Here is a 15,516-nt window from a genome sequence, read left to right as displayed (position 1 = left end):
ATAGACAGAGGTTGCACTCTAGTAATGGTTATTTGTCACCCGTTGATTTTGAAAATAAACTGTTACAAAACGATATGAGTGCCTAGACATATTTATTTCTGTGTATCATAAAGTGTTGACAGATCACCTCAGTGGGGAGTTTCTCATTGAACAGGGTTCGGAAGAATACGATATAGACAAAAAACAATTTTTACTTGATACTCTTGATAGTGAGTTTGTAGTGACTTCATTCCATCAACTGTTTTATGGTGTTTTTAAACGCAAAAATGCTTTATTTAAACGATTTCATCAATTTGCCAATAGTATTATATTGATTGATGAAGTGCAACTCATCCCACTTAAATTAATGTACCCAGTAACACAATTTTTAAAATTTATGAGTGAAATTTTTAATTGTAAAATTATCGTAGCTAGTGCTACATTTCCTAATATAAAAAAAGAGATTTTAAACGATAGTTATACATTTAAGTCAATAGATACAACATTGACACCTGAAGAGAATTTACAATTCTTTAATCGTTATAAAATTACAGTGGATATTGTTGAAAGTTATACATTTGAGAAGCTATATAACAAAATTGATGAGAAGTTACAAACACAAAAAGATTTACTGTTTAGAGTTAATACAGTAAATACAGCCAATGCAATTTATGAGTATTTAATCAATAAAAACTCTAGTTACGAACAAGAAAATATTTTTTTACTTACAAGTGCAGTCGCTCCAATTTCGAGACAAAAGATTATTAAAGCCATTAAGTCAAATTCTACAAAAGGTATTCAGCAGATTGTCGTTGCTACACAACTTATTCAAGCAGGGGTAGATATATCTTTGGATGATGGCTTAGAAGAATTAGCACCGTTTGATTTGATGATCCAATCCATGGGAAGAAGAAACAGAAGTGCAGAAAAATCAACATGTGGTATGGCTGATATTATTAAAATTAAAAATGATAAAAATTTTGAAGGGCATAAAATCTATAATGAATTCGATATAGAACAAACTTGTCGAATTCTCAATAACTATCAAACCATTTCAGAGCAACAAATTTATTCTGAAGGCTTATTAGACAAGTATTATAATGCTCAAGTTGAAATTAACTCAATAGATACGTCTTTTCAAAAATTAAATTTTTTAGATATTGATAAAGAGTTTGTTCTTATTGCTAATGCCCCACTCAGTTTTAGTTTCTTTATTCCATTAAATACAGATGCAACCAATATTTGGAAAAAATTGGTTGAACTTGATAGAAGAAAAAAAGCTATAAAACAAGATAAAAACTTTTGGAAAAATATGAAAGAAGTTGAAAATGAGTATTCTAAAATAAAAAAGGATGTAAGTTTATATACGGTAAATCAAAATTTTTACCATCAAGGGTCAAAAGAAGAAACCGTTTTAAATATTATTCAAGACTTTGACTCTGCTTTAGGGATTTATTTAGCTTCTGATGAAATTTTTGATATTCATCTGGGATTACAACTTGCACAGTATGTTAAAGATAAAATTGAAGGTGTATTTTGGTAAATATTACAGGCACTCTTATCTCCTATTATTTCATCTGTAAAACAAAACTTTGGCTTCACGCCAATCGCCTCAATCTTGAAGATAACAGCGAAGATGTGCGTATCGGGAAAGTGTTGCATGAGATCAGCGAAGAGAAAGCTCAAAAAGCCGAAGTGAAGATAGACAATGTCAAGATCGACAAGCTCACCAAAGAGTACCTTGTGGAGCTCAAAAAGTCCGACTCCGACCCTGAAGCGGTGAAGTGGCAAGTGTTGCTTTATCTGTACAAACTGAGAGGCAAAGGCATAGAGCGCAAGGGCAAAGTCGAGTATCATGAGAAAAATCACAACACCAAAAGCGAGATACTCGAATTAACCGAGCAAAACGAACACGAGCTTTTGCGTGTTTTAGAAACCATGACACAGCTCATCAATGCTGAAGTTCCGCCACCACCAAAGTTTGAGAACAAATGCAAAAAATGCGCCTATTTTGATTACTGTTTTATATGAGGTAACATGGCAAAAAATCACACACGCTACATTTTCTCGATGGGCGAACTCAAACGCAAAGACAACTCCATCGCCTTTAGCAACGAAAAGGGCAATTTTTACCTGCCCATCGAAGAGACGAGAGAGCTTTACTGTCTCAACGAAGTGAGCTTCAACACGAAGTTTTTGGACTTCATCGCTAGGGCTGGCATCACAATGCACATCTTCAACTACCACGGCAATTACAGCGGAAGTTTTTACCCCAAAGAGTATCTCATCAGCGGCGATTTGACCATCAAACAGTCTTTGAGTTTTGTCAATGAACGCTTGGTTATCGCCAAAAGTATCGTCTCCGCCATCGCTCAAAACATCCACGAAGTGTTGTACCACTACTATCGTCACGACAAAAAAGAGCTCAAACCGTATCTGGATTGGCTGAAAAACGATGTGCCAACACTCTTACATGTAACGATGAAAGTCGAGCAAATTATGTTCGTTGAAGGACAGATTTGGAGTCGATTTTACGACAGTTTTAAGTACTTCTTACCCGAAGATTTCGTGATGAACAAGCGTGTCAAACGCCCACCCGATAACCCCATGAACGCACTGATTAGCTTTGGCAACACACTTTTATACACCAAAACCATCGCCTCCATCTACCACACACATCTCAACCAAGCCATCAGTTTTCTTCATAGTCCAAGAGAAGGGCGGTTTAGCTTGAGTCTGGATTTGAGCGAAGCGTTTAAACCCGTCATCGTTTTTAAAACCATCTTTGATCTGGTCGGACGAAAGAAACTTCAAGTGCTCAAACACTTTGACAAATCCCTAAACTACGCACTTTTAAACGAAGAGGGCAAGAAGATTTTCATTGATGCGTTTGAAGAACGCATGAACGAAACATTCTTACATGTAAAGCTTAAACGCAAAGTCTCCTACAAACATTGCCTCAAACTAGACGGCTACAAACTCATTAAAACCATCGTCGAAGGACGAGAATTTACGCCCTTTTTGCTCAAGGAAAAGATGTGAAAAAAGACACGACCAATTACAATTATGTCTTTTTGTTCTACGACATCGCCGATGAGTTTAGTGAAGTCGGCAAATACCGTGTCGCCAAAGTCTTTAAAATCTGCAAAAAATACCTCAAACATCACCAAAAGTCCATTTTCAGAGGCAACATCACCCCTGCCAACCAAATAAAACTTCAAAGCGAACTCAAAAAAGTGATTGATAAAGAGATAGACTTTGTGACAATCATTAAGATGCTAACATCGGGAAGCTTCAGCGAAGAGACGCTAGGCAACCCAAAAAAGGAGAGCGAAGGAATTTTCATCTAATTTTTCCAACCACAGTTTAGTCTTTTTTAGGCGAAAAGTTGCTAAAATAGGACGTTAAATCGCCTTTTTGATCTTTAACAATTCATTGTTAATTTTAATTGGAAAAAACGACACAAATGGCTATTTTGTGGGATAGTGCTTTTTGAAAAGTCCCATAATCTAGCCCCTCAGACCGACACAAGATTTGTATTTAAACGCTATTGGTGGTGGTTTGATTGTTGCTAGTAAAGTTGCTCAGACCGACACAAGATTTGTATTTAAACTAGGAATTTAATGTAAGAACTTGTAATCCCTCTTTCTCAGACCGACACAAGATTTGTATTTAAACAAAACTATCCAGTATTGACGCATAGAATCATTAGCTCAGACCGACACAAGATTTGTATTTAAACTATGCGTAGGCGTCGAGTTGATAGTTAAATAGTGTTCTCAGACCGACACAAGATTTGTATTTAAACTTTTTAAGTTTTCTTTCTTGGGTAGGTGTAAAATCTCAGACCGACACAAGATTTGTATTTAAACAGTGATAGCTTAGGCTTCCAAATTTTCGACAAAAACCTCAGACCGACACAAGATTTGTATTTAAACTTCCACAGACGAGGAACGAGTCATTAGCCTTAGGTGCTCAGACCGACACAAGATTTGTATTTAAACTGGACACTTACACCAAGACATCATGCTCATTACTCACTCAGACCGACACAAGATTTGTATTTAAACATCAAAAAAAACCGAACACGCTTGTTTAAAGTGGCGCCTCAGACCGACACAAGATTTGTATTTAAACCACGTTTTTTTAACGACAAAAACGGGTAACTATCTGCTCAGACCGACACAAGATTTGTATTTAAACAAAACTGCCGAGGCTACGGCTTCTTTGAATAAGCTTCTCAGACCGACACAAGATTTGTATTTAAACTCTTTACAAACGCAAGCCGTACCGTCGGGAGATTTCTCAGACCGACACAAGATTTGTATTTAAACAACGGTGCTTTTTGACATCAAGTGCGTTGAAGCTCCTCAGACCGACACAAGATTTGTATTTAAACATAGATGTTGATCTCTGTAAATTATTTTCGCCTCTTCTCAGACCGACACAAGATTTGTATTTAAACCTATTGAGCTTTTTGAGTCTATGAAATTCGGGCGGCTCAGACCGACACAAGATTTGTATTTAAACTTGCATAAAATCGTCCTAATATTAATGAGGTGTTCTCAGACCGACACAAGATTTGTATTTAAACGTTAAAAAATTTAACATACGATAAGCTTTAGTTCCTCTCAGACCGACACAAGATTTGTATTTAAACAAGAGTCTCAATAAAAGACTTATTCGGGAATTTTTCTCAGACCGACACAAGATTTGTATTTAAACACTAAAAAGATTTTTCATAAACCGACACCCCCTAAACTCAGACCGACACAAGATTTGTATTTAAACGTTTCAAAATCTAAAAATGATTTGTGAGCTTCTCGGCTCAGACCGACACAAGATTTGTATTTAAACAGCCTTTAGTATGTGCACTATCTTTTACACCCCCCTCAGACCGACACAAGATTTGTATTTAAACAGGTGTTGGTTTATCGGCTTTTAATCCTCCTTTTTTCTCAGACCGACACAAGATTTGTATTTAAACCGTATTAACCCTTTTTCAAGTGATGAAGTTAAGCGAACTCAGACCGACACAAGATTTGTATTTAAACGTTGAGCGAAAAAATAAGAATGGAGAGCTAATCTCCCTCAGACCGACACAAGATTTGTATTTAAACGTTGCTTTTTCGGTACGTGCTTTACCCTCAAAAACTCAGACCGACACAAGATTTGTATTTAAACCAAATTAAACAATGTACATTTCTCATCTTATGCTCTCAGACCGACACAAGATTTGTATTTAAACTTGCATTACCGAATTGAAAATGGAGGTTTTCGCGTTCTCAGACCGACACAAGATTTGTATTTAAACAGAGTATTAATTACTAAAGTTTTTGCCATCTTAAGCTCAGACCGACACAAGATTTGTATTTAAACAAATTTGATAATCTGTTTTCGACACTTGAAATTGCACTCAGACCGACACAAGATTTGTATTTAAACCCACCAAACCCACCACGTTCAGAGACAAACGTATCCTCAGACCGACACAAGATTTGTATTTAAACTTTAAAACCTCGATCTGTTTTTCGAGAATCTTAGATCTCAGACCGACACAAGATTTGTATTTAAACTTACTTTCGATGGTTTAAAATATGACTCTATGTCCTCAGACCGACACAAGATTTGTATTTAAACCCATTTAACGTTTTTTATCGTGTCGATAGAGCCGCTCTCAGACCGACACAAGATTTGTATTTAAACGTCGTTTTTTGAGCTTTGGCTCAATACATCTTATGCTCAGACCGACACAAGATTTGTATTTAAACGTTGAGCGAAAAAATAAGAATGGAGAGCTAATCTCTCAGACCGACACAAGATTTGTATTTAAACCGGAGAAACTACGTCTTTTTTTTAAAGGCTCTTGCTCAGACCGACACAAGATTTGTATTTAAACTTGCATAAAATCGTCCTAATATTAATGAGGTGTTGCTCAGACCGACACAAGATTTGTATTTAAACAGAGGCAACCTCGTCGCTCATTCCCCCGCTCCCGCCTCAGACCGACACAAGATTTGTATTTAAACACAAAAAGATCACCCGCAGTAATAAGAGCATCAGCTCAGACCGACACAAGATTTGTATTTAAACAAGGACAACGCGTGAAAATCGAAAAACTGATCGTCTCAGACCGACACAAGATTTGTATTTAAACCCGGTTCTATTTGCTCCGGAGATAGAAAACGGACACTCAGACCGACACAAGATTTGTATTTAAACAGCAAAAACGTAAATCCAACAAGACTACCATTAAGCTCAGACCGACACAAGATTTGTATTTAAACTTTATGTTCGTATAAATAAAACGATATTTAGAGTTATCTCAGACCGACACAAGATTTGTATTTAAACAAAAGTAAACAAAGTTAAAATTAAATTCCTGAGCCTCAGACCGACACAAGATTTGTATTTAAACATACGAAAACTCATTATTTATCCTTTTTTTGATTGCCTCAGACCGACACAAGATTTGTATTTAAACCTCGGAGTAGATGTCTTGCACGTCTTGCCTGTACCTCAGACCGACACAAGATTTGTATTTAAACTATCGTACCTTTAACGGATTCGACCATAAAGATACTACTCAGACCGACACAAGATTTGTATTTAAACGTCGTACAAACCGCTCCACCGTTTGGTAGGTAGCGCTCAGACCGACACAAGATTTGTATTTAAACGTGCCTCTTCCGCTTCTTCTTTGGTGAATGCTTGACTCAGACCGACACAAGATTTGTATTTAAACACTCATCGAAGCTGATCGTTTTGAAGGGGCGATGTTTCTCAGACCGACACAAGATTTGTATTTAAACCGCGTTTGTATCGTCTCCGATGGCTTCGTAGTACGCTCAGACCGACACAAGATTTGTATTTAAACCTTATAATAAAAGATTTATTGATTGCTTCTGTTATACTCAGACCGACACAAGATTTGTATTTAAACAAATGAGAGCACATGTCGTTTTTTGCTGATCTCTTACTCAGACCGACACAAGATTTGTATTTAAACAGTTTACTTAAGCTACTTAACGCCAAGGATTAGGGTGCTCAGACCGACACAAGATTTGTATTTAAACCGGCAAAAAAAGGGCGAATGATGTTGCCGATAACCTCAGACCGACACAAGATTTGTATTTAAACAAAGGGGCTTTCTTGGGGCAACAAAATAACAAGGGCTCAGACCGACACAAGATTTGTATTTAAACGGTCGTCTTTATCAAAATAGTTTTGGCACTCGTCAACTCAGACCGACACAAGATTTGTATTTAAACTTTACAACGGCACCCGTTGATTGCTTCGTTTGATCTCAGACCGACACAAGATTTGTATTTAAACTAGGATTTTTATTTATTACTTCATCATAAAGTGCCACTCAGACCGACACAAGATTTGTATTTAAACAAAATAACATCAAGGGCACCACTGGAGCATAAAGTAGCTCAGACCGACACAAGATTTGTATTTAAACCAAGATTATTATCAATCTGAAGCCTCTACTTCTAACTCAGACCGACACAAGATTTGTATTTAAACTGATATAAGCAGTAGGATTATCGATAGCGATATTAACCTCAGACCGACACAAGATTTGTATTTAAACTACGTACCGCCGTTATTCATAAGTTCGGATACTTCCTCAGACCGACACAAGATTTGTATTTAAACGGCAACATTACGGCACGTGCGATGCCTCCTTCGCCTCTCAGACCGACACAAGATTTGTATTTAAACTAAAGATATTCTTGTTGTTTTTTTAACTTTGCTAAACTCAGACCGACACAAGATTTGTATTTAAACAGCGCACGCGCAAGCCTCATCCAAGACCATAAATGCTCAGACCGACACAAGATTTGTATTTAAACACAGGCGTACAGAGTTGTTTATAGAGCATATTTGCTCAGACCGACACAAGATTTGTATTTAAACAGTTTGAATTTTTCGCCATTTTCACCAAACTCATAGTCTCAGACCGACACAAGATTTGTATTTAAACAAATAGACTAAACCATGAGCTGTAATGGCATCGGCTCTCAGACCGACACAAGATTTGTATTTAAACGAGTAAATACTTTACTTACAAATATGCTTCGTCTGCCTCAGACCGACACAAGATTTGTATTTAAACCTTCGAGCATAAGCCGATTCATAAATACCGACAATCTCAGACCGACACAAGATTTGTATTTAAACATAAGGTTTCCGACGCGTCCGGCAACTTAATAAAACTCAGACCGACACAAGATTTGTATTTAAACCTCTTTGAAATATTGCGTGCAATAATCGGGTCGATGCTCAGACCGACACAAGATTTGTATTTAAACTGATTCTTGACACGAAAAGCGACGAAAATCAAATCCTCAGACCGACACAAGATTTGTATTTAAACAAGTTGAGGCGGCAACGGTCGATAAAACGTTAAACTCAGACCGACACAAGATTTGTATTTAAACTGCGTAAAAAAAACCCGTTAAAAAACAGAATGCCGACTCAGACCGACACAAGATTTGTATTTAAACGCGACGGATATAACGGGGCTTTTCAAGACAGAGTACTCAGACCGACACAAGATTTGTATTTAAACTTCCTTCTTTTGACTATACAAAAAAAGAAAATATTTCTCAGACCGACACAAGATTTGTATTTAAACAAATAAAAAGATCATTGATGATCTTTACAATATTCCCCTCAGACCGACACAAGATTTGTATTTAAACCACAAAACCGATTAAAGTTGAAGTGTTTAACAAAGACTCAGACCGACACAAGATTTGTATTTAAACGAAGCAGTATTTTCGTACTGTTTAACCAAAGAAACACTCAGACCGACACAAGATTTGTATTTAAACTGTCGAGATCGTGATGATATGTATGGGAATCATCACACTCAGACCGACACAAGATTTGTATTTAAACACGGTAAAGGTGCGTGGGAAGCAAACCCTTATGTTTCTCAGACCGACACAAGATTTGTATTTAAACAAGAGTACGCCGATGCCTCGTTTGTCGAAGCTCGTCGCTCAGACCGACACAAGATTTGTATTTAAACATAACTCCTACACCAATGATAAGCCCTTTAGCTCTCTCAGACCGACACAAGATTTGTATTTAAACGTTAGTGAGCTTTTAAGCTTCTCTTTTTTGTGTTTTCTCAGACCGACACAAGATTTGTATTTAAACTCGATAGGAGGGGCTTTTGGCTCTGTTCAAAATGCCTCAGACCGACACAAGATTTGTATTTAAACTGTATTTATCGTTTTCACGCTCAAACATCTGAAGAACTCAGACCGACACAAGATTTGTATTTAAACTTAAAAGGTTCATTTTTTTTAGTGTTGCTAAACGTACTCAGACCGACACAAGATTTGTATTTAAACCGCATAGAAACGAAAACGGTATCGGCTTTAACGCCCTCAGACCGACACAAGATTTGTATTTAAACCTAATTTTGATCGTAAAATGAGAGATGATGAACGTCTCAGACCGACACAAGATTTGTATTTAAACTCGATTGAAGATAGTGGTCGAGTTGATTCTCCTTACTCAGACCGACACAAGATTTGTATTTAAACCTCGTGGAAAATGGGAAATGCCCGAACTCGAAAGAATCTCAGACCGACACAAGATTTGTATTTAAACAACAACGGGCGGTACTTTGGCGGCTGCTACATATAGCTCAGACCGACACAAGATTTGTATTTAAACCATCGAACATTAGCCGCCCCTGGCGTTTGATTTGCTCAGACCGACACAAGATTTGTATTTAAACCCTACTTTCAGCACACAAATAAAACAGTCAATCAACCTCAGACCGACACAAGATTTGTATTTAAACTCAAGCATCACAGCACTTGACATTACAGGACTTTCTCAGACCGACACAAGATTTGTATTTAAACATAGGAAAAAGATGAAAATTGATGATTTTTGTAAATCTCAGACCGACACAAGATTTGTATTTAAACATGATACCGAATATTTTAAACTCCTCGAAGTCGAACTCAGACCGACACAAGATTTGTATTTAAACACCGTCGCACTAAGCGCATTGGGCGCAACTGGTCTTCTCAGACCGACACAAGATTTGTATTTAAACCCGGCACGATCTACACCGACTAATCGCATGGTGTACCTCAGACCGACACAAGATTTGTATTTAAACATATTGGACTTGATGAACGTATGACAATCCTCGAAAACTCAGACCGACACAAGATTTGTATTTAAACTAGCCCGACAAAAGAAGATTGATAGAGTTAATCCCCTCAGACCGACACAAGATTTGTATTTAAACAGAAGGCGGTAAGCTGATCTCTTATTACACCTTGACTCAGACCGACACAAGATTTGTATTTAAACCATAATCAACAGCTTTTTGAACGTGTTGCATAACATCCTCAGACCGACACAAGATTTGTATTTAAACATTCTTGAGATTATTTTAGTAGGTTCGTTGCTAACTCTCAGACCGACACAAGATTTGTATTTAAACCTATTGTACGTCGGGTCAACTTCGCTAAAGTAAACTCAGACCGACACAAGATTTGTATTTAAACGACATAAGCTCAAATCTTGAACAACAGCTGTCCAACTCAGACCGACACAAGATTTGTATTTAAACAGGCGTTTTACTCGCTCTCTCATAGAAACAAAAAACTCAGACCGACACAAGATTTGTATTTAAACTTTTTGAGACATTTGAGAGATAAGAAGATCAAGTTTCTCAGACCGACACAAGATTTGTATTTAAACGTCGGGTATGGGTATAGCGTTACGCAGTCTACTTTCTCAGACCGACACAAGATTTGTATTTAAACTTTTTTCTAGCTTTTTAAGTTGCTTTTTAACGCTTTCTCAGACCGACACAAGATTTGTATTTAAACGAAAAACAACGAAACACAAATTCGCTAAGTAAAGACTCAGACCGACACAAGATTTGTATTTAAACTTGACATTACCTTTTTTGGACGTACCGCAGAAATCTCAGACCGACACAAGATTTGTATTTAAACTACCAACCCTCAATAATAGTTCCATCTTTTAAAACTCAGACCGACACAAGATTTGTATTTAAACAGTTTGGGGAAACGCCCTTTACATGTAAAAACAACTCAGACCGACACAAGATTTGTATTTAAACATAACAGAAAAATAGAATTAAAACAAGGTGCTAACTCAGACCGACACAAGATTTGTATTTAAACCCTTTAGCACCAGCACCAACGCCCACGCTGTCATAGTCTCAGACCGACACAAGATTTGTATTTAAACTATTTAAGACCAATAAGGCTAGGGAATACCAGCATATTCTCAGACCGACACAAGATTTGTATTTAAACTTTTAAGACTAATGTTATTGAAAAGTTCACGAAGCCCTCAGACCGACACAAGATTTGTATTTAAACACGGACAAGATTAATTTTGACCCAAGTGAGCATGATACTCAGACCGACACAAGATTTGTATTTAAACAAATTAGTGAAATCCATCTTCAATGCGATGTGCAACTCAGACCGACACAAGATTTGTATTTAAACTACGCGCTATTAGTTTTCCAAAGTGTCTCGATAAACTCAGACCGACACAAGATTTGTATTTAAATATGATTTCTCGACTGACATTAACACAAAAAACGTTAACTCAGACCGACACAAGATTTGTATTTAAACTAAGGCTTCTGCTCGGATTATTGAGCTTATTTTACTCAGACCGACACAAGATTTGTATTTAAACTAAACGACCTAAGTATAATTTCAGGGTTTCCGTATACTCAGACCGACACAAGATTTGTATTTAAACACGGACAAGATTAATTTTGACCCAAGTGAGCATGACTCAGACCGACACAAGATTTGTATTTAAACAGTTTTTGGGGTAGGCGATGGAGTATCAAAAGACTTTCTCAGACCGACACAAGATTTGTATTTAAACATTCCAAGCTCTGCGATGTCTCTTTTTTCTGCTTCTCAGACCGACACAAGATTTGTATTTAAACTTGTAAGGAGTAGGAACGACATAGATCGCATCGCACGCTCAGACCGACACAAGATTTGTATTTAAACCAGTAAGGCAAACAGACACAACCTTTGAGGGCGTAGCTCAGACCGACACAAGATTTGTATTTAAACTAGCGAATTGATTATAGATGAGTTCACGGTATGCCCACTCAGACCGACACAAGATTTGTATTTAAACTTGACGGCGTACATTAACACATACGCAAGCGGTAACGCTCAGACCGACACAAGATTTGTATTTAAACTTTCTTGTTAACCCGATCCAAAGTATTAGCCACGCCCTCAGACCGACACAAGATTTGTATTTAAACCTGTAAGCGCGCGATGCGTTTCCGTCTTTAATATACCTCAGACCGACACAAGATTTGTATTTAAACGTAGAGCCGTCGCTGAGTTGTCCGTGAAAGTATCACTCAGACCGACACAAGATTTGTATTTAAACGCAATAGAAATAACCGCGCCCGTTTCTCGACCAAGCTCAGACCGACACAAGATTTGTATTTAAACGCAATAGAAATAACCGCGCCCGTTTCTCGACCAAGCTCAGACCGACACAAGATTTGTATTTAAACAGGTGCGATTAAAGAGGGGCAAGAACAGCACAAGCTCTCAGACCGACACAAGATTTGTATTTAAACGTTGTTCTAGCGTCGCAATGCGTTCTTGGATACTCTCAGACCGACACAAGATTTGTATTTAAACGGTACTTCAATAACTCGTCTGCGTTCCGAGCCAGAACTCAGACCGACACAAGATTTGTATTTAAACTCGCAAAGAGCTTTAAAGGTTGCTAAATTTTAAATTCCTCAGACCGACACAAGATTTGTATTTAAACTTTGCAAGCATCGATATTGGTATGCTTGACTAATTACTCAGACCGACACAAGATTTGTATTTAAACTAGATTGACTTACGATACTTTTACATGGAAACCTTCTCAGACCGACACAAGATTTGTATTTAAACTATTCTGATGGCTGTTTTTCTACGTTAAAAGCTATCCTCAGACCGACACAAGATTTGTATTTAAACGGTAAAAAGTCCTAAAATTATTTTAAGCATTTAAATACTCAGACCGACACAAGATTTGTATTTAAACAGATGTTGCTGAATGTGCAAAAACATCTTGCTCCGGCTCAGACCGACACAAGATTTGTATTTAAACATTAGCTCTGATGGCTTCTTTTATGCAAATTTAGCTCAGACCGACACAAGATTTGTATTTAAACGGTGTTTTAGCAGGATTCAACAACGCTTCCACCTCGCTCAGACCGACACAAGATTTGTATTTAAACTTCGTAGCCGAAGAAAGATATTGAGCACCAACAGCTCAGACCGACACAAGATTTGTATTTAAACTCGCATCCACCATTAACAAAGGTCATCCCCCATTCTCTCAGACCGACACAAGATTTGTATTTAAACTGTGGCTCTGTGGCGAAAAGATAACCGATTTGATCTCAGACCGACACAAGATTTGTATTTAAACAAAGGATTTTTTTCTATATTTAGAAGAAATGAGCGACCTCAGACCGACACAAGATTTGTATTTAAACCGCGGTTAATCTTATGATAACTCAAATTGATTTTACTCAGACCGACACAAGATTTGTATTTAAACAAAAGCTTCTTAACTTTCTACAAAAGGCACTTTTTCTCAGACCGACACAAGATTTGTATTTAAACTTCGTATATATTGTTCCGCTATTTTGATAGGTTTTTGCTCAGACCGACACAAGATTTGTATTTAAACCAAAATGACAAGAAAAGAACTAGCTGAAAAATTAGACTCAGACCGACACAAGATTTGTATTTAAACGCAAGCGGAGAGCCGCCGAGAACCATAACAATACGCTCAGACCGACACAAGATTTGTATTTAAACGACTCAAAAGATTTACAAACATTCGAGGATCTGCTCTCAGACCGACACAAGATTTGTATTTAAACCTTGCAAGATCGTGAGATTAATAGCCCTCATGTTCACTCAGACCGACACAAGATTTGTATTTAAACAGAGAATAATATGCACAGCTCCATTATGCAAAACACCTCAGACCGACACAAGATTTGTATTTAAACAAAATAGTTGTTTGTATACTCCAAGTTAAACGGCAACTCAGACCGACACAAGATTTGTATTTAAACATGACATTTCCAACGCCTGCGACGATGGGCTTAACTCAGACCGACACAAGATTTGTATTTAAACATGCCGGAGAGTCTCATAATCTTAGGTTAGGGCAAACTCAGACCGACACAAGATTTGTATTTAAACGCGGAATGGAACAGCTCAAGAACATTATGGTTGAAGGGCTCAGACCGACACAAGATTTGTATTTAAACTTCCATATTCTTTTTAAATGAGATAACAGCGAAGTCTCAGACCGACACAAGATTTGTATTTAAACAATCCCCTTTACATGTAAAAGGGATTTTGGAGAAAGCTCAGACCGACACAAGATTTGTATTTAAACTGGGCGCGAAGTGAAATATATTTTTTAGGTTGAGCCCTCAGACCGACACAAGATTTGTATTTAAACTTCAAGCGACACAGATAATCGAGCAAAAAGAGTTCTTCTCAGACCGACACAAGATTTGTATTTAAACAGGCGATATTAAATCCGCTTTGACTGCTGAATTTCTCAGACCGACACAAGATTTGTATTTAAACGGTTGAGCCATAGGGCGCATTGCCAATTCTACCGCCTCAGACCGACACAAGATTTGTATTTAAACGTAATAGGGGCATTGTGTACGGGCAAGAATAGCTTCTCAGACCGACACAAGATTTGTATTTAAACAGTCCTAACTCTGCTCTTACTTCGTTCTCGGTTAACTCAGACCGACACAAGATTTGTATTTAAACCGTGTATAAAAAATGTTTGTACCGATGGTAAAGCTATCTCAGACCGACACAAGATTTGTATTTAAACTGGATTGCGATATTTCTAGAATTTCTTAGATCTCGCTCAGACCGACACAAGATTTGTATTTAAACTAATTAAATCTTTGAATAATTGATTTACCACAAATACTCAGACCGACACAAGATTTGTATTTAAACTGGCAAAGTTGACGATCTTACTATCACTCTACAAGATCTCAGACCGACACAAGATTTGTATTTAAACGAGGTTATTCTTGGTCTTTGGGGTGGGTTAGACCCTCTCAGACCGACACAAGATTTGTATTTAAACTAGAAATTTCTCGATAGCCCAGCTCACAAGCTTTACTCAGACCGACACAAGATTTGTATTTAAACTACTCAACTTTCGCACATAGATTTCAAAGATTAATCGATCTATAAAAGCCCATAAATAGGCACTTTTAAGTATAATTTAGTCGACTAAAACACGATTATACGGAGCTTTTTTATGGGCATGGACAATTCTATCGAATTTGCGGTAAGGAGTGTATTAAAGAATCCAATTTTAAGTGTACTTCGAGAGATTAATATTGCAAAAATACTCATTCAAAGCAACTTTATCAAGCGTGAGATCGGCATAGCTCCCTTTCAAATC

General features: G+C 37.3%; 4 protein-coding genes and 1 CRISPR repeat array. All 4 genes read left to right on the top strand.

The annotated features are described in order from the left end of the window. Positions 1-112 precede the first annotated feature (112 nt). Genes OA34_RS12665 through cas2 form a run of 4 tightly spaced genes read left to right on the top strand, consistent with a single transcriptional unit; the run spans position 113 to position 3,329 of the window. Entirely contained in the window at positions 113-1,522 is a 1,410-nt protein-coding gene (locus tag OA34_RS12665) for a CRISPR-associated helicase/endonuclease Cas3 (protein ID WP_286683049.1), read from the top strand. Beyond that, a complete protein-coding gene (gene cas4 / locus OA34_RS12660) occupies positions 1,516-2,010 on the top strand; it encodes a CRISPR-associated protein Cas4 (RefSeq protein WP_039675949.1) in 495 nt (164 codons plus the stop codon). Before OA34_RS12665 ends, cas4 begins: the two co-directional genes overlap by 7 nt. Positions 2,011-2,016: 6 nt before the next feature. Then, positions 2,017-3,021, top strand: coding sequence for a type I-B CRISPR-associated endonuclease Cas1b (gene cas1b, locus OA34_RS12655; RefSeq protein ID WP_039675947.1), 1,005 nt, complete (start codon positions 2,017-2,019; stop codon positions 3,019-3,021). Continuing rightward, positions 3,018-3,329 carry a CRISPR-associated endonuclease Cas2 gene (gene cas2, locus OA34_RS12650; protein WP_025344303.1) on the top strand — a complete coding sequence of 104 codons (312 nt, stop codon included), beginning with the start codon at positions 3,018-3,020 and terminating at the stop codon, positions 3,327-3,329. Before cas1b ends, cas2 begins: the two co-directional genes overlap by 4 nt. 166 nt (positions 3,330-3,495) lie before the next feature. Next, positions 3,496-15,257: direct repeats of the CRISPR family, unit length 30 nt; unit sequence CTCAGACCGACACAAGATTTGTATTTAAAC. Positions 15,258-15,516 lie beyond the last annotated feature (259 nt).

This window comes from Sulfurospirillum sp. MES (assembly GCF_000789415.1).
Lineage (GTDB): Bacteria > Campylobacterota > Campylobacteria > Campylobacterales > Sulfurospirillaceae > Sulfurospirillum > Sulfurospirillum cavolei.
The sequence above is the reverse complement of the archived record's forward strand: the minus strand, read 5'-3'. Positions and strand labels throughout refer to the sequence as shown.